The following is a 19,205-nucleotide window of genomic DNA, read 5'->3' as shown; positions in this document are numbered from 1 at the left end:
CGGCGACGATTTAAGGACATGCAGTGCGTCGGCCTTCTTCATTGGAACTCGAAGATGCTGCGGAAGACGCCCGGCGCGATGATCGACAAAGGATTGATCGTCAGCTTCGGCTGGTTGAACGGGCCGTTGAGCTTGAAGGTGATGCCGAGCAGGCCGCGGTCGCGGCCGTTGCCGAGCAGTACGCCGATCAGCGGCAGTTCGCCGAAGATGCGGTTCAGCCCATAGGCCGGCATGAAAGTGCCAGTCATGTCCATGATGCCATTGTTGTCGCGCACCGTTCCCTGGAAGGTCGCGCCGACATCGGTGCCGCGCAGTACACCGCCTTCGACGCGAATCGCGCCGCGATCGAGCGCCAGTTGCGCGAAGCCGCGTTCGAAGCGGGCCGAACTGACGTCGATGTCACGGCGCACGGCCTGGTTCAGGCTTCGGCCGTCGGCACCGGTGGGCGTCGACACCATCGATTGCAGGCGCTGCTCGCCGACCAGCTGGAACTTTCGGATATCGACGCTGCCGCGCCAGGAGCGTCCGCCACGGTCACGCAGTTTGAGATTGAGCAGGCCGCCGCGCATGTTCTGGTAGATGTCGGCAAACCGCGCCAGCGCGCCGGCATCGCCCGTGGTCAGCTCTAGCGTGTTGTCGGCACCGGCCTTGGCGAGCCGGGCAACCAGCGCCTGACCGCTGCTCGTCACGGCCGAGAGGTTGACGTCCTCGATCTGACGTCCGCGCTCGCCGTAGACCAGATTGACGTTCGAGAGCGATTCGCCATTGAAACCGGTGACGCGATCGAGCTGGGCCTTGATGGCAATGTCGTCGCCACCACCCTGGTTCTGGTCGCTTCCGGTCTTCAATTGCGCCAGGATCGGCCTGATATCGGCTGCAGCGCCGCTGAGCGACGCCGTGTAGCCGCCCCTGGTGCGGTCGATGGAGACTTTGAAGTCGTCGCCCTGCGCCAGGCGGACATTGTCGAGATCCGCCGAGAGCAGACCGCCATCGTCGATCTGCAGCTTGCCGCGCGCACCAAAGCCGTCGCCGGCAACCGCGAAATTGCTGATTGTTGCGATCTTGCCGTCCATCGAGGACGTGAACTGCGCCTCGGCCGGAATCCCGACGCCCTTGCTCCAGCCGATCCAGGGAAGCGAGAGCTGGGCTTTCGTGAGGTCGATCTCTGCCGTCTGCCGGCTCGCCTCGTCGATTGCAACGTCGATCGTGATCGGTCCGGAAACGATCCGAGAAAGCCCAGGTATCAGTTTCTGCCAGACACCCTGCTCCAGCGAGCCCGAAATCTCGCGCGAACGCTTGACGGTCGAACCGGAATCGACCGGTTCCGTCAGCGCGACCTTGACCTTCGCGCCTTCGATACGGGCATCCGCATCGAGGACCGCCTGCTGATTATCTACCCGAAATGTGCCGACCAGATCCTCTACGGCGCGCCCGAACATGGCCTTCTGGACCGTGACCTTGTCGAGCTGCATCTGTACCTGATAGAGCGGCTTCGGCGGCTTCTGATCCGAGATCAGGCCGAAACGGGCGCCCACGACGGCGGTCAGAGGACCGCTGAAATCTTCCGGCAGCAGCGGGGTCTTTTGCAGCGCCTGAATCGGCTTGTAGCTCACGAGCTCGGCGATCGCATCGGCATCGCCGCCAACCTCGATCTTCATCTCCGCCATCAGTGGTTTCGTGTAGACGTCGGGAAGGATGAAGTCGCCGCCGTTGAGCGCGACCGCGCGTCCAGACGGGAAGAAGGCGGTCCCCTTCTCGATCTCGGCTGTCATGCGCTGGCCGCTCAGCTTGAACTTGCCGGAGGTGTCGCGCAGCGGGGGTATCTCGCCGGTGATGTTGATGCGCGTGTCGTCGATATCGAAGTTGATATTGAGCTCCTGCTCGTTGAGCTTGAGCTCGCCTTCGTTGGAGGCGATCCGCCCCTCGGCGACCGATACTTCGATGCGGGCATTGGTGACCGTGCCGCCGAAGAGGTTGGCGATCGCCCAGCGCCGCGCGCCCTTGGCCAACCACCACGGCCACAATTGCTTGACGGCGGTCGCCTCCATGCGATCGCTGACCGAGGCGAAGCTGATCTGCGGTGATGTCTTGCCGAAGGCGACGGAAAGCGATCCGAACATCGAACCGAGCGGGGTCGACACGGCGAGCTGGTCGAAGATCAGTTGGCGCTTGTCCGCCACAAACCGGCCATTTGCCTTGGCATCGAAGATCAGTGGCGCGTCGGCGACGTCTTCCGGGGCGGAGCTTGCGTTCTTGAGCAGGAGGTCGATGGCAAACCCCTTCTCCGTTGTGCCGGCAATCTTGTCGAGGTCGATAATCGCCCCGGTAAACGGAAAGGTCGAACGGCCGATCTTGACGGCCGACGGCAGAATTTCGACGGACGAGCGCTCGAAGTCATAGGCGACGTCCATTTGCGAGGCATTGAGCGTCGAGACGAGGTTGCCCGCGTGGAACTCGCCCTTGGACGTGCGCACTGTCACGCGCAGATCCGGTTTCGCATTGCCGGCGGCCCGCGTCGCCTTCAGCGACAGCCCAGCCGATGCGACGACGCCGAAGGGCGGCTCCGAGCCGACTTTACCGTGGTAGAAGAACGGTGCGAGCGGCAGATTGGTGATCGACGCTTCGAAGCCGGTCATGTGCCCCTTGTCGCCAAGGGCGTCGGCGCTGAGATCGACGTCCACCCCGTCGACGGTGACGCTGCCCTTGACGCTCATCGAGCCGCCGGCGTCACGGTTGAACTCGAGCGCGTTGGCGACGACGGGCACGACGCGATCGCGGGAGCCGATGACGGAGAAGCTGAAATCCGACAGCGTGACCTTCTGGCTGCCGCGGCCGGCCGCCATCTGCGATATCCGGTCGACGTGGGAGAAGATTGCCTCCAGCGTATCGCCAACGTCGGCAATGCGGATCTTGGTGAGATCGAGCGGTTCGCCGCGCGGCAGCAACCCGGAATCGAAATCGCCGCCTTCCGCTTCGAGGTTGGAGACGGCGATGCGTCCGGTCATCAACGCCAGCGGGTCGAGCGCGATCGAGATCGCGCGGAGCTTGGCGACCGGCTGGCCTGAGGACGCTTCGCTGAGCGCCACTTCGCGGGCTCTGAGCGCAATCGCGCCGCTCGCGGTCATGCGCACCACAGTGCTGCCGACCTCTACGCGGTAGGCATCGCCGAGCGCTGCATTGAGTGCGGTGCGGGCGCGCGCGTTAAGCGTGCTGTCCATCACCCCGCTTTCGATGACGACAATGAGGATCGCCGCGATGGAAAGCGCGAGCAGCGATGTCAGCAGTGCGATCTTGGCACAGAAGCGCGCGGCTTTGTTCTTGCGCGGCGCGTGCACGATCATGGGTTCGTGCGCCTGCGCCGAAGGCAACGCATGCAACGCGACGATGTCTTTCTTGCGAAAGCCGACTTTTTCGCCGCGGATCTCACTCATCAGCGCGGGCGTCCTCCATACGATACGAGCTTCGTCGTCGCCCTCCGTCTCTGTCATTTCGGGGCGACCACTTCTCGCTTCTTGTAGACCACATGTCATCGTGCCGAGTCACCAAGGGACGCGGGACCATGCTGTGGAAAGCGACCACCTGCGATGGAATTCGCGCGCGCAGGCGACTGCAGCGTTTCGTAGCGGCCCATGCCGTCCGAAACCTGTCGAATCTAGCACAAATGCGCTGGACGGCAGTCGACGATTTTCGCTATGCCCAAGAGCGCCGCGCGCCTTGTGGCGCGCAAATGTCGCTCGACTAGCTTGAGCACTGCACGTTTTGCCCTCTGGTCGGCAAAGACCAATGAAAACATGCAGTAGCGCGCGATTGTCTGCAAAACTTGGCGGAAGGAAGGTTTAATCATGGCAAGACCCGCTCCCGGAGATGTCGCTCCCGACTTCACCCTGCCGCGTGACGGCGGCGGTACGATTTCGCTCTCGGCCCTGCGCGGCCGCCCGGTTGTTCTGTTCTTCTATCCGAAGGACGATACGCAGGCCTGCACGCTTGAGGCGATCTCGTTTTCGGAATTTGCCGACGACTTCGCCGCAGCCGGCATCGCCCTGATCGGGCTTTCGCCCGACTCGGTGAAGAAGCACGACCGCTTCGCCAAGAAGCACAACCTGACGGTGCCGCTCGCTGCCGACGAGGAGAAGTCGGTCGTCGAAGCCTATGGCGTCTGGGTCGAGAAGATGATGTACGGGCGCAAGTACATGGGTGTCGAGCGCAGTACCTTCCTGATCGGCGCCGACGGTGTCGTCGTCAGGGTTTGGGAAAAGGTGAAGGTGGACGGCCACGCCCGCGAGGTCCTTGACGCCGCAAAGGCGATCTGAGGGCGCCGATGGTCGAGTTGCCCGTGTTCCACAGCCTGCGGGGCGGTGCCATCGAAGCGATCCGCGCCGCCGACCTCGAGGTCAAGACGGCGCTCGCGCAGGAAGCCGCCCGGCGCTGGCAGCGCCGCACGCTGTCGCTGCGCTCGCCGCTCGACCGGCCGGTGCCGGTGCGCCCGGGCCGACCGGACAAGCCGGTGCTGACGCCGCCGACGCAGGTCAAGCGCCGGTCTCTCGGTTCGCTGAAGGGCCGAATCGCACTTCTGCACTCCATCGCCCATATCGAATTGAACGCCGTCGATCTCGCCCTTGATATCGTCGCCCGCTTTGCAACCGAGCCGGTGCCCAATTCCTTCTTCGACGGCTGGATGCGTGTCGCCTTCGAAGAGGCGAAGCACTTCTGCATGGTCCGCCAGCGCCTGAACGACCTCGGCGCCGACTATGGCGACCTGCCTGCCCATGACGGCCTCTGGCAGGCGGCGCACGATACGCGCAACGACCTGACGGCGCGGCTCGCCGTCGTGCCGCTCATTCTCGAAGCGCGCGGTCTCGACGTGACGCCAGCGCTTCAGGCCAAGATGCGCGAAACCGGCGACTTCGAGAGTGCGGCCGTGCTCGACGTCATCTACGAGGACGAGAAGGGCCACGTCGCCGTTGGCGCCAAATGGTTCCGCTTTCTCTGCGCCCGCGAGAAGAAGGACCCGGCAGCGACCTTCCAGCAGCTGGTGCGCGCCAATTTCCGCGGTCCCCTGAAGGCGCCGTTCAACGATATCGCCCGCGCCGAGGCCGGCCTGACGCCGTCGTTCTACCGCTCGATGACCGCTTCGACCAATCGATAGCGGACATCACCTTCCCGCAATCTTGCTTACCGATTGTTAACCCTAACAAAGTGTAATGATCCCCAGGTGATGCGAGGCAACGCGCACATGGCGGGAGAGAACGGGTGTCTGGACATCAGGCAAATCGTACCTTTGGAAAACGCAAGCAGAATCACGTCCTGATCCTGGCCAGCGGCGACAAGGTCCGGCACATGACCGTGCGCCCGTGGATGGCGGCGATCGCTGTCTCCTTTGCAGGCGTCTGCAGCATCGGCTATCTCGCGGCCACTTCCTATCTGGTTTTGCGCGACGACCTGATCGGCGGCACGATTGCCCGCCAGGCCCGCATGCAACATGAATACGAGGATCGGATCACCGCGCTGCGGGCGCAGGTCGATCGGGTCACCAGCCGGCAACTGCTCGACCAGCAAGTGGTCGAGGAAAAGGTCGAGAAGCTGCTGCGCCAGCAGATGGCGCTGACCTCGCGCAACGGAAAGCTCGGCGCCCTGGTCGAAAGGGCCGAAAATTCCGGCGTCACGACCGCAACCGATGCGCCTGCGGCCGTCGAGCCGCTTGCCTATGAAAAACGCGCCGATGCGAGCAGCAGCGGCAGTGTCAAGGCAATTGAGAAGCTGATGGGACTGAACGTTGCGCCGGTCAGTGCTGCAGCTGTCCCCGCCCTCGCCTATGCAGCACCCGATGCCGGCGAATCAAGTTCCGACCGCGCCGACCGGATTTTCTCAAAAGTGACGCTCTCGCTGAAAGATGTCGAGCGCGAGCAGATGACGCGGGTCCAGCGACTGACGGACGGCGCGGCGAAGACGTCGGATGCGATTCGCTCGATCGTCGGGCGCACCGGTGTCGACCTGCCCGTTGACGATGTCGCCGAGTTGATTCCGGCCAACGACATATCCGGCTCCGCCGAGACGGCGATCGGCGGCCCCTTCGTCGAGCCTGTGAACGATGACGATTTCGGCCGTTCGCTTGCCGCGCTCGATACAGCACTCCTGGAGCTAGACCGCACGCGCGCCGAGGTCCGCAAGCTGCCCTTCGGCAACCCCTCGCCGGCCAGCGACATCACCAGCGATTTCGGCAACCGGCTTGATCCGTTTCTCGGGCGTCTGGCGCTGCATGCCGGCATCGACTTTCGCGCAACGGTCGGCACGCGCATCCGCTCGGCAGCGCCTGGAACGGTGACCAATGCAGGGTTGACGGGCGGCTATGGAAACATGGTCGAGATCGACCACGGCAATGGTGTCGCGACGCGCTACGCCCACCTTTCCACCGTGCTGGTGAAAGCCGGCGACCGGGTGAAGGCTGGCGAAGTCATTGCCAAGTCCGGCAACACCGGGCGCTCCACCGGACCGCACCTGCACTATGAAATCCGGCTGAACGGCAATGCCGTGGATCCCATGCGGTTTCTGGATGCGAGCACCAAGCTTGCAAGCTATATGAACTGACGCTACCGCGCGGTTCCGCTTGACAAGAAATGCGACAGATTCGCCACTATTTACCTTTTACTGCTTCAACGTGCTGGATTTCTTGACTTTCGGCGGCGTTCAGCTTAAGAGCGCGGCCACGTGCTCGTGCGTTTTCCATCGATCGATCAGTGTTCTATTGAACCGGAACGGAAACAGATTTCCCTTTGACCAATTTTGCTGACCTTGGCCTGAGCCAAAAAGTTCTCTCCGCTGTCACCGATGCGGGCTACACAATCCCGACCCCGATCCAGACAGGCGCTATCCCGCCGGCGCTGCAGCGTCGTGATATTCTGGGCATCGCCCAGACGGGCACGGGCAAGACCGCTTCGTTCGTGCTGCCGATGCTGACGCTGCTCGAAAAGGGCCGCGCCCGCGCGCGCATGCCGCGTACGCTCATTCTGGAGCCGACGCGCGAACTCGCCGCACAGGTCGCAGAGAACTTCGACAAGTACGGCAAGAACCACAAACTCAACATCGCGCTTCTGATCGGCGGCGTGTCCTTCGACGAGCAGGACCGCAAGCTTGAGCGTGGCGCTGATGTGCTGATCTGCACGCCCGGCCGCCTGCTCGACCACTTCGAGCGCGGCAAGCTGCTGATGAGCGGCGTGGAAATCCTGGTCATCGACGAAGCCGACCGTATGCTCGACATGGGCTTCATTCCCGATATCGAGCGCATCGCCAAGCTGATCCCGTTCACGCGCCAGACGTTGTTCTTCTCGGCGACGATGCCGCCGGAAATCCAGAAGCTTGCCGACCGCTTCCTGCAGAACCCGGAGCGCGTCGAAGTCGCCCGCCCGGCTTCCACCGCTCAGACGGTGACGCAGCGCTTCGTTGCGGCGCATGCCAAGGATTACGAGAAGCGCGCGGTACTGCGTGATCTGATTCGCGCCCAGGACGAACTGAAGAACGCGATCATCTTCTGCAATCGCAAGAAGGATGTCGCCGACCTCTTCCGTTCGCTCGACCGCCACGGCTTCTCCGTCGGTGCGCTGCATGGCGACATGGACCAGCGGTCGCGCATGACGATGCTGGCCAACTTCAAGGACGGCAACATCAAGCTGCTCGTCGCCTCCGACGTTGCGGCCCGCGGCCTCGATATCCCTGATGTCAGCCACGTCTTCAACTTCGACGTTCCGATCCATGCGGAAGACTACGTCCACCGCATCGGCCGTACCGGCCGTGCCGGCCGCTCGGGCGCGTCCTTCACGCTGGTGACCAAGCGCGACACGAAATTCTCCGACGCCATCGAAAAGCTGATCGGCCAGAAGGTCGAATGGCTGAACGGCGACCTTTCCAATCTGCCTGAGCCGATGGAAAGCCACGATACCGGCCGCCGTGAACGCGGTCGTGATGGCCGCAAGGACCGGAAAAAAGATGGGGATCGCGGCTCCAAGGCCCGTTCCGATCATAAATCCGATACCGTGCGCGCCGATAGTGAGGCCGAAATTGAAACAGTCGTGGAAAGGGCGGAATCGGTGAAACCGGCACGCAGCGCAGAGAACAAGCAGGCACAGAACAACCGTGGCGATCGTCCGGTGCGTGCATCGAACCCTGCCAACGACGACAATCGCGACCGCCGCAACCGTCACCGCCGCGACTATGACGACGGCCCGACGCCCGTCGGCTTCGGCGACGAAATCCCTGCCTTCATGCTGATTGCCGGCAAGGCCTGATCCGAAAGGATGGGCCAGCCGGGCATCGATTTTCCGGGCTTCGGCTGCGGACTTGTCATCGTGCGCGATGGCAAGATTCTGCTCTACAGGCGCGTCAATGCGCCTGAGGCCGGGCATTGGAACATCGTCGGCGGCAAGGTCGATCACATGGAGCGTTCGCAGGCTGCGGCCTGCCGCGAGGCCGAAGAAGAATCCGGCCTCAAGATTGGCTCGACCGAATTCCTCTGCCTCAGCGAACAGGTGATCGACGCCGACCGCCAGCACTGGATCTCTATGATCTATGTGACCCGGGATTTCTCAGGTGAACCTCAACTCACCGAGCCGGACAAGCTTTCCGAATTCGGCTGGTTTAGCCTCGACGCCCTGCCCCAACCGCTATCCCGCTTTACCGCCGATGCCGCCGAAGCCTTGCGCAGGCATGAACAGGGCGTCGCCGCATAGCAGCCGCCCACCGGGGGCCGGTGTTCTTCGTACGTCCCTCGTTCTGCGCATTGCTGGTGCCGTTGTTGGCGGCGTTCCGCGGGCACCAACGGATCCGGGCGATGTCACTTAGGCGCGACGATGGGAAACGTGGTGATCGTGTCAATATTTTCATCTGAGGCGCAGCTGCCGCGCATAGGCTGGACGGCCTACTTCCTGGAGCGTAGCGCCGCCTCATAGGCAAGCCGAACCCACCGTGCCATCTCGTCGGGATCGTCGAATGCGTCGTCCGGAATGCTCCAATAGGGCATCTTCACCGGCTTGCCCTTGCCGTCATAGGCCCATTGCCGCGAACCGGCCGCCTCCAGCGCAGGCGCTGTTTGCTCGTCGCCCTTCAGCAGAATTTCGCCATCGACCTCAAGGGCGAAGATCACACCCTGGCAATACATGCCCTTGCCGCCGAACATCCGCTTGATGGTCACCGGCCCGAGGACCGCGAACATGTCTTCGATTGCGGCATTATCCACGCGTCTGTTCCTCCAAGATACCGCCGGCGGCGACGATCTGTTCCGGCGTGTCGAGATCGAGGCGCGCCGCCGCGCCGAGTTCGACATCGATGACCGGCAGCCCGCTCTTTTCGACAATGTCCCTTGCACCAACGTCTCCGACCAGTTGCTTGATCGCCGAAAACGTCTGTCGCGGCAGGATCACCGGATTGCCGCGCTGTCCGCCTGCGGTCGCGCGGATGATGGAGCGGCCACCTTCGGCGACGAAACGTTCGATGAGCCGGCGCAGATCGTCGCCGGTTATCCCGGGCATGTCTGCAAGCATCACCAGCATGCCCGGCGCCCGCGCCCCGACTGCCGAAAGCCCGGCCGTCAGCGAAGAGGCCATGCCCGAAATGTAGTCGGGGTTGGAAACGAACGTCACCGGCAGCCCTTGCAGCGCGTAGCGGATATCGGCCTCGCGGTGGCCGGTCACGACGCTGACCTTGCCCGGAGCGGCCTTAAGCGCGGCTTCGACGCTGCGGCGCACGAGCGGCACGCCATCGAAAGTTGCGAGAAGTTTATGCCCGCCGTCAGCGCCCATACGGCTGGCCCGGCCAGCGGCCAGAACGACGACTGAAACCGAGCCGGATGACAACTCCGTTGCATGTTCGCGTGGCTGCGGCCGCGTCGGGATCTCACTCAACAAGCCGCCGACGCCAAGGCCGGTAATATCGTCGAAACTCGGCCACTCGCCGGCAAGGATCCGGTCGAGGATCCAGTCGAAACCATTCTCGCGCGGGCTGCGGGCGCAGCCGGGTGCACCGATGACCGGCGTTTCGCCGACGCGGCCGAGAACGAGAAGATTACCGGGGTCAACAGGCATTCCCACATGATCGACCACGCCGCCGGCCCGCCGGATCGCCGCCGGAATGACGTCTTCGGGATCGGCGACCGCCGAAGCGCCGAAGACGATCAGCAGGTCGTGCGTTGATCGCATTTCGGCGATCGCCGCCCCCACGGCGTCTTCGCTATGCGCGACGCGCCGTTCGGTGGAGAGTTCGCTTCCGGCCTGTCGCAGCCGCGCCGCGAGGATGGCATGGGTCTTGTCCATGACCTGGGATTTGAGGTTCGGCAACTCCGTTGCTATCAAGGCCGCGCGGCGCGGCGCAAACGGCTTGACCTCGAAGGCGCGATGGTCGCGCAGAAGCCTCTCCGCCTGCTCGACGAAGGCGCCGGCGACCGCAAGCGGGATGATCTTGATCGTTGCGACCATATCGCCGGGCTGCACCGGCATATGGTCGTCGAGACAGGCGAAGGTGATGGAGGGATCTAGGCGGTTCAAGCGATCGACAATTTCGCGGCTCGCAACGAAGAGGCCGGCGACCTCGGAATAGACGTTGACGCGGCCGGTCGCTGCCCGCGAAAACCGGAGATGATCGGGGGCTACGGCCGCGGCAATGCGCGTGGCTGCCTCGTCTTCCGGGAGGTCACCGGCATCAAGGCGGGCGGCCACCACCTGCTCGACGCCTGCAGCGGTCAAAGCGACGATGTCGGCGGCTGTGACCCGGTGCCCCTTCGGCAGCCTGGCATCACCGACCTTCACCGCATGTGCGAGCATCGCGCCCTCTGCTTCTGCGACCTTGATCGGGCCGAACCTCATACTCCACTCCCTGCGGAAGCAACGTCCCGCCGTCGCAGCGCCTCGATGATTTCGGCGAGGATCGCAACCGCGATTTCGGCGGGACTTGCCGCGCCGATATCGAGACCGATCGGCGCACGGATGCGGGCCATGTCGGCATCGGCGACACCCGCATGCCGCAGTCTTTCGATCCGTGTGGCATGTGTCTTGCGGCTGCCGAGCGCACCGACATAGAAACAACCGGCCGACAGTGCCGCCCGGATCGGTTCGTCGTCGATCTTTGGGTCATGCGTCACGGCGGCAAGTGCTGTGAAGCGGTCGAGCGGTCTGAGTTTCAGGGCGTCCTCCGGCCAATCGGCGATGAGGTCGACGCCGGCAAAACGTTCCGGCGTGGCAAAGGCCGTACGCGGATCGATGATGGTCATGTCGAAGCCGGCAACGGGCGCAAGCTGCGCCAGGGCCTGTGAAATATGCACCGCGCCGATGACGAGGATGCGCGGCGGCGGCAGGTAGACATTGAGGAAGAAGGAGCCCTGCCCGGTTTCGACGATCCCGGCCCGGCCGGACCGCAAGGCACGGGCAACGGCTTCGCGCCAGGGTTCTGGACAGTCGTCGCCTTCGAGGTAGACGCGGACACCACCGGTAAGATCGCTGACGGTGACGGCGGCGCGGCGGGCCGCGCGCGCAAGATTGAGTGTTTCCAGGATCGCCTGTTCCATCGTCAGCCGTTAACCCGTTCCACGAGGACCCGGATCCGGCCGCCGCAGGAAAGCCCGACGCGCCAGGCGGTCTCGTCCGCGACGCCGAAGTCGAGAACGCGCGAGGTGCCAGAGGCGATCACGTCGGCCGCTTCGGTGATGACCGCGCCCTCGACGCATCCTCCCGAAACAGAGCCCTGAAAATTGCCCTCACTATCGATCACCAGATGGCTGCCGACCGGCCGTGGCGCCGAGCCCCAGGTCTCGATCACCGTTGCGATCGCCACCCGGCGTCCTTCCTTCAGCCAGGCTTCGGCGATGTCGAGCGGATCGAGAACATTGACTGCCTGCCTCATGCCTGCCACCTCCCATGCGCGCCGGTCACCGTGGCCCGGCCAGGATCAAGGAACCGCCGCGGGTCCGCCTGGCGGGAGCGCTGCCCGGACAGCGCCTTCACCAGTTCGCCAATCGATTCAAGATTGTGCACGGCCCGGAATTCGTCAACATGCGGCAGCATCGCCCGCACACCGCGCGCCCGCGCCTCGAAGCCGTCGAAGCGCAGCAGCGGGTTCAGCCAGATCAGCCGCCGACAGGATCGGTGCAGGCGGTCGATTTCGATTTCGAGATCGGCGACGTCATCGCGCTCCAGACCGTCGGTGATCAGAAGCACGATCGCGCCCTGCCCGAGCACGCGCCGCGACCAGCGCCGGTTGAACTCATGCAAGGTCTCGCCGATGCGCGTGCCGCCGGACCAGTCCTTGACCGCAGCGACGCAGTCGTCGATCGCCGCATCGGGATCGCGATTGCGCAATTGGCGCGAGACATTGGTCAGCCGCGTTCCGAAGAGGAAGGTATGAACGCGCCGCCGTTCCTCGGTCAGCGCATGCAGAAAGTGCAGAAAGATGCGGGTGTACTGGCTCATCGAGCCGGAGATGTCGGCGAGGACGACAAGCGGCGGATGGACGACGCGCCGCTCCCGAAACCGCGGCAGTATCAGTTCGCCGCCAAAGCGCATGGCGTCGCGCATGGTGGCGCGCGGGTCGATGCGGATCTGACGCTTCGAGGGGCGGAAGCGGCGCGTGACGACGCGGTCCATCGGTAGTGTCAATGCCGAAAGCGCGCGCTTGGCCTCGGCAAGCTCGGCAGCGCTCATCTGCGCGAAGTCGGCCTGGCGCAGAAGCTCGCGACCGGAGACCGTGAAACGTGCATCGACTTCGATCTCCGGTTCGTCGCGCGGCGGTCGATCGGCCTCGTGGCCAGAAAGCAGCGCGTCGCTGACGCGGGTCTCGCCTGCCCGGCGCTGCTGCCGTTCGCTCTCGCGTTCCGGCGCCAGCGGCGACATCATCGCGATCATTTTTTCGACGAGACCGCGCGACCGCCAGAACAAGCGAAACGCCTCGTCGAAGACCGGCTGGTCCTCGTGACGTTTGACGAAGACGCATTGCAGCGCGGCGTAGAACGCGTCGCGTCCACCGATCCCGATCAGCGCCACCGCATCGATGGCGTCGGCGATGGCGCCTGGTCCGATCTTGATGCCGGCGCGCCGGAGCGCGCGCGCGAAGAAGACAATATTGTCGGCAAGCCGTCCGTCGCCTGCCGCGATTGGCGGGGGAACATCGTCCCTGTGCTGTTCCCGCGCCTCCGTCATCAGCTTGCCGCCAGCAATTCCGCCTTGACCTCGGAGAGCAGCTTTCGCCCCTCTGCCCCCTCTATCCTGGCGATGTCGTCCTGGTATTTGAGTAGGGTGCCAAGCGTGTCGGCGATCGTCTCTGGATCGAGCGCCAGCCGGTCGAGTTCCGTCAGCGCTGTTGCCCAGTCGATGGTTTCGGCAACGCCCGGGTTCTTGAAGAGGTCGATCGTGCGCAGCCGCTGCACATAGGCGATGACTTCCCGTGACAAGGTGGCATTGCAGCCAGGAACCTTGCGGCGAATGATCTCCAGCTCCTGTGCCGCCTTGGGATAATCGACCCAATGATAGAGGCACCGGCGCTTCAGTGCGTCATGGATCTCGCGGGTGCGATTGGTGGTGATGATGACAACAGGCGGTTCGTGCGCCCGGATCGTACCAAGTTCCGGAATTGTCACCTGGAAATCGGACAAAACTTCCAGCAGGAACGCCTCGAAGGCTTCATCTGTCCGGTCGAGCTCGTCGATCAGGAAAACGGGGGCGCGTCCCGAATTGGAGGAAATGGCCTGCAGAACAGGACGGCGGATCAGGAAACGTTCGGAGAAGATGTCGCTTTCGACCCGCTTGCGGTCGACCTTGCCGGATGCTTCCGACAGGCGGATTTCGAGCATCTGCGCCGGATAGTTCCACTCGTAGACGGCCGAGGCGACGTCGAGCCCCTCGTAACACTGCAGCCGGATCAGCGGCCGGTCGAGCGCCTTGGCCAGAACCTTGGCGATCTCCGTCTTGCCGACGCCGGCTTCGCCCTCAAGAAAAAGCGGGCGCTTCATCCGGAGTGCAAGAAACAGCACCGTCGCCAGCGCCGTGCCGGCGAGATAATTATGTGCCTCCAGCAGTGCCATCGTCTCTTCGATGGACTGTGGCAGGCCCGTTGCCGCCTGTGTCGCCATGTCTCCTCCACCGCGGTCCGAATCGATCGCTGGATGCTGGAAGGGGGCGAAATCCACCGGCCAACTCAACGACTTAGAGCGATCTTCTCATGTTGCGATGAGCAGTCGACCGCTGAGCAAAAAACTTATAGCGAGTGGTATCCGCGGTCCACATAAATAAGCGGCGGGCGGGACGGCCCGATCGCGACGTCGACGACCTCGCCAAATAGTACCAGATGCGTGGCGATCGTCTTCACTTCGACCAGACGGCAATCGAAAGCGGCGGTGGCATTGACGAGGATTGGCGCACCGGTTGTAAGCCGTGTCCACTGTCCGAGCGCAAAACGCAGATCCATGTCGAGCTGGTCGCGGCCGGAGAAGCCATGGGCAAGCGCCCGGTGCTCGTCGCCGAGCAGGTTGAGTGCAAAGCTGTCGCTGCGCGTGAAGATATCGTTGCGCGGATTGGCGCCGTTCAGGCAGACGAGAACCGTCGGCGGGCTGTCGGAAACCGAGCAGGCCGCAGTCACAGTGACGCCGCGCCGCTCGCTGCCGTCAGCGGCGGTGATGATCTGCACGTGACCGGCCAGGCGGCTCATCGCGTCGCGATAACTGATAGGGTCCAGCCGGGTCTTCTCCAACACATCTTTCTCCGGGCGATGTCAGGCACATACATAGACGCTGGCGGAAAATATGAAACCCGCCTGAGGGAGAATCTTGCACATCTGCGACGTGGCCGTGACGCAGATTGAACCTTCTTCGCCAGGAGCGGCATCTTTTCCTTTGACGCCGGGAGGCACATCCTTAAAACATGCGGCAACGACCGTGCCTCGCGTCTGACGCGAGCGGCAACGGAACAGGAAGCTGTGGTGGCTCGCCGTAGGACTTTGCCCTGGATCGGTTCGGTCGGGAAAGCTTGCGGCGGCGGAGTAAGTGAATGCGTCGATCCATTGTCAGCAGCCTTATCCTTGCCGGACTGGTACAGGCAACGCCGGCTTTGGCGGCCGGCATCAAGGTGGCGGTCGTGGCGCCTGTGGAAGGTCCGTTCGCGCCGCTCGGCAAGCAGATTGTCGACGGCGCCGGCTTCAAGGCCGGTGATCGTGGCAGCGAGATCGTCGTCATTCCCGAGACCTGCGATACCGCCGGCAGCGAGGCACTGACCAAAGCGCTGCTTGCCGCAGGTGCCGAGGCCGCAGTCGGCTTTCTCTGCACCGAAAGCCTGGATGCGGCGCTTCCGGCACTGACCGAGGCGGGCTTGCCGGCGATCACGCTCAGTGTGCGCTCCGATATCCTGATGGAAGACGCGCTCAAGAACAAATGGCCGCTCTTCCGCCTCGCACCGAGCGGCAATGCCGAGGCTACGGCGATCGTCGATGCCATCGTCAACCGCTGGAAGGACAAGCCCATCGCGCTCGTCGACGATGGCACGATCCACAGCCGGGAACTGGTCGAGGCCGTGCGCGCAGCACTCGCCGAAATCGGCATGACGCCGGTCTTCAGCGACACCTACCGGCCGGCGCAGGAGCAGCAGATCAACCTCGTGCGGCGCCTGGTGAAAAGCGGTGCAACCCACGTCTTCACCGGCGGCGACAGGCAGGATACCGCCGTGATCGCCCGCGATGCCCTTGGCGAAGGCGCGAGCCTTACCTTGCTTGGCGGCGATGCCTTGAATGCGGCCGATCTCACTGTCCCGCTTGCCGATGGCGTGCTTGCGGTAACGCTGCCGGATGCGGCGCAGTCGCCGGAGGGCAAGCCCTTTGCCGACGAAATGCGCGCCGCCGGCATCGAGCCGGAAGGTTATGTGATGCCGGCCTTCGCCGTGATGGCGTTGCTGGAGGAAGCCAAGGACCGGGCAGCACAGGACGACAAGTCGCTGATCGAAGCGATCGCCGGCAAGGGGCCCTACCCGACCGTTCTCGGCCTCACCGCCTTCAACGCTGGGCACGAGCGCGCCGACAATCCCTACCGTTTGATGCAGTGGCAAGGCGGCCATTTCGCGCCCGCGGCCGCTGAAGGAGCCGCCCCATGATGCGTCCCGGACCGCTGAACCTGATCACCGATGTCAAAGGTCTGACGGTCGGCAACGCCGAGGACCATCGCCTGAAATCGGGCGTCACCGCGATCGTCTGCGACCCCCCGGCGACGGCTGCGGTCCAGGTCCTGGGCGGTGCGCCGGGAACACGGGAGACCGACCTGCTCGATCCGCACAATACGGTACAGACGGTCGATGCGCTCGTTCTTTCCGGCGGTTCAGCCTTCGGGCTCGATGCCGCGTCCGGTGCTCAGGCGGCGCTCAGGGAAATGGGTCGCGGCTTCGCCGTCGGCCCACACCGGATACCGATCGTACCGACGGCGATCCTCTTCGACCTCATCAACGGTGGCGACAAGGATTGGGGCCGCTTCCCGCCCTATCGCGAACTCGGCTTCGAGGCCGTCGGGCGGGCCGGCGCGACATTTTCGACCGGTTCGGCAGGCGCCGGCACAGGCGCGCTGACCGCGAGCCTGAAGGGCGGTCTCGGTTCGGCATCCACAGTTCTGCCGAACGGTATCACCATCGGCGCCCTCGTCGCCGTCAATGCGCTCGGATCCGCCACCGTCGGCGACACCGGGCATTTCTGGTCTGCGCCCTTCGAACTGGAGAGCGAGTTCGGCGGACTTGGCCTGCCCCACCCGATGCCGGCCGATGCGGCCGACATCCGCATCAAGTTCCGCGACCGTCAGGCCGCCGTCGCCAACACGACAATCGCGGTCATTGCGACGGACGCCGTGCTGACGAAGGCCGAAGCCAAGCGCCTGGCGATTGCCGCCCATGACGGCTTCGCCCGCGGGCTCTGGCCGGCGCACACGCCGCTCGACGGCGATCTGATCTTCGCGCTTGCGACCGGCGCCAGCGGCAAGACGCCGACAACAGAGGATTTCATCGATCTCGGCGCCGTTGCAGCCTCGACCATGGCGCGCGCGATCGCCCGCGGCGTCCACGACGCAACGCCGGCGGAAAACGATCTCATACCCTGCTGGTCAGAGCGTAGCTGACGCAGCTTTGATCGCAGGCATGTTGTTTGCGGGGCTCGGCGGTGCTATTCCCGCGGAAAACACGCTGGAGTGCGCCATGACCCACCCTATCCGCATTGCCCCGTCGATCCTGGCGGCCGATTTCTCCAAGCTCGGCCAGGAGGTTCGCGATGTCGTCGATGCCGGCGCGGACTGGATCCATCTCGATGTCATGGACGGTCATTTCGTGCCGAACATCACCTTCGGCCCGGATGTCATCAAGTCTCTGCGCCGCTACACCGATGCGACGTTCGACTGCCACCTGATGATTTCGCCGGCCGACCCGTTCCTCGAAGCCTTCGCCAAGGCCGGCTGCGATATCCTGACGGTGCACGCGGAAGCCGGTCCGCACCTGCACCGCTCGCTGCAGACGGTCAGGTCGCTCGGCAAGAAGGCCGGCGTGTCGCTCAATCCGGCAACGCCAGAAAGCGCGATCGAATACGTGCTCGATCAGCTTGACCTGATCCTCGTCATGACCGTCAATCCGGGCTTCGGTGGGCAGAAGTTCATCGACGCCACCGCGGAAAAGATCCGTCGCATCAAGGCGATGATCGGCGATCGACCGATCGAGATCGAAGTCGACGGCGGCATTGCGCCTGAAACGGCAGCCATTGCCACCGGCGCCGGCGCCAATGTTCTCGTTGCCGGCTCGGCGATCTTCAAGGGCGGCTCGGTCGAGGCCTATCGCTCGGCGATCGAAGCTATCCGTGCGCCGGCCGAGAAGGCCTATCGATGACGACACGCGCGGCAATTTCCGGCCTTTGTTGCCTGGCCGCGGCCGCCACTGCGTCGCCGGCGCTTGCTGGCGACTATGCCGCGCTTCAGCCGATCGGCTTTTCCGCCGATGGCAATGTCTTTGCCTTCGAGGAATATGGCGTTCAGGACGGCTCCGGCTTTCCCTATTCGACCATCTATGTGATCGACACGCGCAATGACAGCTTCCTGCCGGGTGCACCGGTGCGCGCTGTCAGTCGCGAAGATGGCAGCCCGCTGTCGAAGGCGCGCCATGAATCCCGCCGTCGGGCTGCGCCCCTGATCGATGCCTATCGCCTGGCCGATGCGCCCGGGTTGCTCGCAGCCTTCAACCCGATCACGGAAACCAACGCCAAGCCGCACTCGCTGACCTACGATGCCTTTGCAGCCGATGAAGCGTTCCGCGAGACCTATACGGTAACGCTCGAGGAAAAGACCTTCGAGCCGGACGGCATCTGCAAAGACTTCCTGAAGGAAGCCAAGGGTTTCCGTCTGTCGATGACGATGAAGGCGGGCGCACCGGCAAGCGACGTGCTTCAGGACGACAGCCGCATACCGGAAAGCCGCCGTTGCCCCACCGGCTACCAGGTGGGTGGCGCCATCACCCACCGCAACGACGACGGTTCGGAAACCCATGTGATCATGGTGCTTGTGAAGTCGCTCGGCTTTGAAGGCACAACGGACGGGCGTTGGATCGCAGTCCCGACGCGGATCGCGAAATGAACGAAGCGGCCGCCAGCGTCGAAGCGAAAGCAGGGCGTGCGGCGGTCGGTGCCCGGAAGCGGACCCGCCTTGCCCGGTCCGTGCCGAGCGTTCCGTTGCTGCTCCTTGGCGCACCCTTGTGGAGCGCGTCGATGACGCTATCGGCGTGGTTTGCGCTGTGGCTGCGGGAACGGGACATGACCTTTCATCTGGCCGAACTTCTTTGGGTCTTCGGGGCCGGCGCTTTGCTCGCCTGGCCGCCGGCGCTGTTTCTCGCCCGCTTCGCGGCGATCGGACGCGGAGTAGAAACGCGTTTCGCCGCCTATCTCTTCTTCCTTTCGCTCGGCACGATCGGGATGACGGCATTGCTCTTTGCGCTCGACTACCGCGAGTTCTATGCGCAGTGGCACGCCCCGATCGGAACCACGACCTGGCTCTTCCAGTTCGCCTTTACGACGCTGATCGCCTTCTACCAGTTTCTCGTCATGGGCCTTCGCCTCTATTTGCCGATCGGCGGTGTTATACTGTTCGCCGTCTGCCTGTGGCTGGCAAGCGGTCGCCGTGCGCAACGGCGTTGAGCTTCGCGGCTATCTTTGCTAGAGGCACGACCATCCCTCCACTG

Annotated in this window: 18 protein-coding genes; 10 read left to right on the top strand and 8 right to left on the bottom strand. The window is 64.0% G+C overall.

The features are described 5' to 3' along the window. Nucleotides 1-38: 38 nt before the first annotated feature. Nucleotides 39-3,431: an AsmA-like C-terminal region-containing protein gene (locus IB262_RS04320; RefSeq protein WP_112976793.1), complete on the bottom strand. Its 3,393-nt coding sequence runs from the start codon at nucleotides 3,429-3,431 to the stop codon at nucleotides 39-41. A gap of 411 nt (nucleotides 3,432-3,842) precedes the next feature. Between IB262_RS04320 and IB262_RS04315 the strand changes: the two genes are divergently transcribed. From IB262_RS04315 to IB262_RS04295, 5 genes are all read left to right on the top strand, one after another. Then, nucleotides 3,843-4,310, top strand: a complete 468-nt coding sequence (locus IB262_RS04315; RefSeq protein ID WP_112976735.1) for a peroxiredoxin — start codon at nucleotides 3,843-3,845, stop codon at nucleotides 4,308-4,310. Between the two features lie 8 nt (nucleotides 4,311-4,318). Further along, nucleotides 4,319-5,146, top strand: coding sequence for a ferritin-like domain-containing protein (locus IB262_RS04310; protein WP_112976736.1), 828 nt, complete (start codon nucleotides 4,319-4,321; stop codon nucleotides 5,144-5,146). A gap of 104 nt (nucleotides 5,147-5,250) precedes the next feature. Beyond that, on the top strand, nucleotides 5,251-6,585 hold the full coding sequence (locus tag IB262_RS04305; protein ID WP_060585112.1) for a M23 family metallopeptidase: 1,335 nt from the start codon (nucleotides 5,251-5,253) through the stop codon (nucleotides 6,583-6,585). A gap of 185 nt (nucleotides 6,586-6,770) precedes the next feature. Next, nucleotides 6,771-8,279 carry a DEAD/DEAH box helicase gene (locus IB262_RS04300; protein ID WP_034794369.1) on the top strand — a complete coding sequence of 503 codons (1,509 nt, stop codon included), beginning with the start codon at nucleotides 6,771-6,773 and terminating at the stop codon, nucleotides 8,277-8,279. Nucleotides 8,280-8,288: 9 nt separating this feature from the next. Then, nucleotides 8,289-8,720: an NUDIX domain-containing protein gene (locus IB262_RS04295; RefSeq protein ID WP_060585110.1), complete on the top strand. Its 432-nt coding sequence runs from the start codon at nucleotides 8,289-8,291 to the stop codon at nucleotides 8,718-8,720. Between the two features lie 188 nt (nucleotides 8,721-8,908). Here IB262_RS04295 and IB262_RS04290 read toward each other — a convergent pair whose 3' ends face one another. The 7 genes from IB262_RS04290 to IB262_RS04260 form a co-directional block, all read right to left on the bottom strand. Further along, nucleotides 8,909-9,226 (bottom strand): TfoX/Sxy family protein, encoded by a 318-nt coding sequence (locus IB262_RS04290; RefSeq protein ID WP_112976737.1) that lies wholly within the window; start codon nucleotides 9,224-9,226, stop codon nucleotides 8,909-8,911. Next, on the bottom strand, nucleotides 9,219-10,847 hold the full coding sequence (locus tag IB262_RS04285; protein WP_112976738.1) for a molybdopterin-binding/glycosyltransferase family 2 protein: 1,629 nt from the start codon (nucleotides 10,845-10,847) through the stop codon (nucleotides 9,219-9,221). The genes IB262_RS04290 and IB262_RS04285 overlap by 8 nt, the downstream gene beginning before the upstream one ends. Then, nucleotides 10,844-11,545: an XdhC family protein gene (locus IB262_RS04280; protein ID WP_112976739.1), complete on the bottom strand. Its 702-nt coding sequence runs from the start codon at nucleotides 11,543-11,545 to the stop codon at nucleotides 10,844-10,846. Before IB262_RS04280 ends, IB262_RS04285 begins: the two co-directional genes overlap by 4 nt. 2 nt (nucleotides 11,546-11,547) lie before the next feature. Beyond that, a complete protein-coding gene (locus IB262_RS04275) occupies nucleotides 11,548-11,880 on the bottom strand; it encodes an XdhC family protein (protein WP_034794382.1) in 333 nt (110 codons plus the stop codon). Beyond that, complete coding sequence (locus tag IB262_RS04270) at nucleotides 11,877-13,172, bottom strand: VWA domain-containing protein (protein ID WP_112976740.1); 1,296 nt, start codon at nucleotides 13,170-13,172, stop codon at nucleotides 11,877-11,879. Before IB262_RS04270 ends, IB262_RS04275 begins: the two co-directional genes overlap by 4 nt. Further along, the gene (locus IB262_RS04265; RefSeq protein WP_112976794.1) at nucleotides 13,172-14,101 is read right to left on the bottom strand and encodes a MoxR family ATPase; all 930 of its coding nucleotides are present in this window, start codon (nucleotides 14,099-14,101) and stop codon (nucleotides 13,172-13,174) included. Before IB262_RS04265 ends, IB262_RS04270 begins: the two co-directional genes overlap by 1 nt. A gap of 125 nt (nucleotides 14,102-14,226) precedes the next feature. Further along, the gene (locus IB262_RS04260) at nucleotides 14,227-14,676 is read right to left on the bottom strand and encodes a flavin reductase family protein (protein ID WP_082566476.1); all 450 of its coding nucleotides are present in this window, start codon (nucleotides 14,674-14,676) and stop codon (nucleotides 14,227-14,229) included. A gap of 338 nt (nucleotides 14,677-15,014) precedes the next feature. Here IB262_RS04260 and IB262_RS04255 point away from each other — a divergent pair, with 338 nt between their 5' ends. From IB262_RS04255 to IB262_RS04235, 5 genes are all read left to right on the top strand, one after another. After that, the gene (locus IB262_RS04255; protein ID WP_060520750.1) at nucleotides 15,015-16,106 is read left to right on the top strand and encodes an ABC transporter substrate-binding protein; all 1,092 of its coding nucleotides are present in this window, start codon (nucleotides 15,015-15,017) and stop codon (nucleotides 16,104-16,106) included. Then, on the top strand, nucleotides 16,103-17,110 hold the full coding sequence (locus tag IB262_RS04250) for a P1 family peptidase (protein WP_192357195.1): 1,008 nt from the start codon (nucleotides 16,103-16,105) through the stop codon (nucleotides 17,108-17,110). The genes IB262_RS04255 and IB262_RS04250 overlap by 4 nt, the downstream gene beginning before the upstream one ends. A gap of 76 nt (nucleotides 17,111-17,186) precedes the next feature. Then, nucleotides 17,187-17,864, top strand: coding sequence for a ribulose-phosphate 3-epimerase (gene rpe, locus IB262_RS04245; protein ID WP_034794395.1), 678 nt, complete (start codon nucleotides 17,187-17,189; stop codon nucleotides 17,862-17,864). After that, nucleotides 17,861-18,604, top strand: coding sequence for a DUF2259 domain-containing protein (locus IB262_RS04240; protein ID WP_112976741.1), 744 nt, complete (start codon nucleotides 17,861-17,863; stop codon nucleotides 18,602-18,604). Before rpe ends, IB262_RS04240 begins: the two co-directional genes overlap by 4 nt. After that, nucleotides 18,601-19,161, top strand: coding sequence for a hypothetical protein (locus IB262_RS04235; protein ID WP_112976742.1), 561 nt, complete (start codon nucleotides 18,601-18,603; stop codon nucleotides 19,159-19,161). Before IB262_RS04240 ends, IB262_RS04235 begins: the two co-directional genes overlap by 4 nt. The last annotated feature ends 44 nt before the right edge of the window (nucleotides 19,162-19,205 follow it).

This window comes from Ensifer sp. ENS02 (genome assembly GCF_014851885.1).
Classification (GTDB): domain Bacteria; phylum Pseudomonadota; class Alphaproteobacteria; order Rhizobiales; family Rhizobiaceae; genus Ensifer; species Ensifer adhaerens.
The sequence above is the reverse complement of the archived record's forward strand: the minus strand, read 5'-3'. Positions and strand labels throughout refer to the sequence as shown.

Excerpts from the sequence above, each read along its gene's own strand:
- IB262_RS04320 (WP_112976793.1), bottom strand. The coding sequence starts at position 3,431 with ATGAGTGAGATCCGCGGCGAAAAAGTCGGCTTTCGCAAGAAAGACATC.
- IB262_RS04315 (WP_112976735.1), top strand. The coding sequence starts at position 3,843 with ATGGCAAGACCCGCTCCCGGAGATGTCGCTCCCGACTTCACCCTGCCG.
- IB262_RS04310 (WP_112976736.1), top strand. The coding sequence starts at position 4,319 with ATGGTCGAGTTGCCCGTGTTCCACAGCCTGCGGGGCGGTGCCATCGAA.
- IB262_RS04295 (WP_060585110.1), top strand. The coding sequence starts at position 8,289 with ATGGGCCAGCCGGGCATCGATTTTCCGGGCTTCGGCTGCGGACTTGTC.
- IB262_RS04285 (WP_112976738.1), bottom strand. The coding sequence starts at position 10,847 with ATGAGGTTCGGCCCGATCAAGGTCGCAGAAGCAGAGGGCGCGATGCTC.
- IB262_RS04280 (WP_112976739.1), bottom strand. The coding sequence starts at position 11,545 with ATGGAACAGGCGATCCTGGAAACACTCAATCTTGCGCGCGCGGCCCGC.
- IB262_RS04275 (WP_034794382.1), bottom strand. The coding sequence starts at position 11,880 with ATGAGGCAGGCAGTCAATGTTCTCGATCCGCTCGACATCGCCGAAGCC.
- IB262_RS04270 (WP_112976740.1), bottom strand. The coding sequence starts at position 13,172 with ATGACGGAGGCGCGGGAACAGCACAGGGACGATGTTCCCCCGCCAATC.
- IB262_RS04265 (WP_112976794.1), bottom strand. The coding sequence starts at position 14,101 with ATGGCGACACAGGCGGCAACGGGCCTGCCACAGTCCATCGAAGAGACG.
- IB262_RS04260 (WP_082566476.1), bottom strand. The coding sequence starts at position 14,676 with ATGAGCCGCCTGGCCGGTCACGTGCAGATCATCACCGCCGCTGACGGC.
- IB262_RS04255 (WP_060520750.1), top strand. The coding sequence starts at position 15,015 with ATGCGTCGATCCATTGTCAGCAGCCTTATCCTTGCCGGACTGGTACAG.
- IB262_RS04250 (WP_192357195.1), top strand. The coding sequence starts at position 16,103 with ATGATGCGTCCCGGACCGCTGAACCTGATCACCGATGTCAAAGGTCTG.
- rpe (WP_034794395.1), top strand. The coding sequence starts at position 17,187 with ATGACCCACCCTATCCGCATTGCCCCGTCGATCCTGGCGGCCGATTTC.
- IB262_RS04240 (WP_112976741.1), top strand. The coding sequence starts at position 17,861 with ATGACGACACGCGCGGCAATTTCCGGCCTTTGTTGCCTGGCCGCGGCC.
- IB262_RS04235 (WP_112976742.1), top strand. The coding sequence starts at position 18,601 with ATGAACGAAGCGGCCGCCAGCGTCGAAGCGAAAGCAGGGCGTGCGGCG.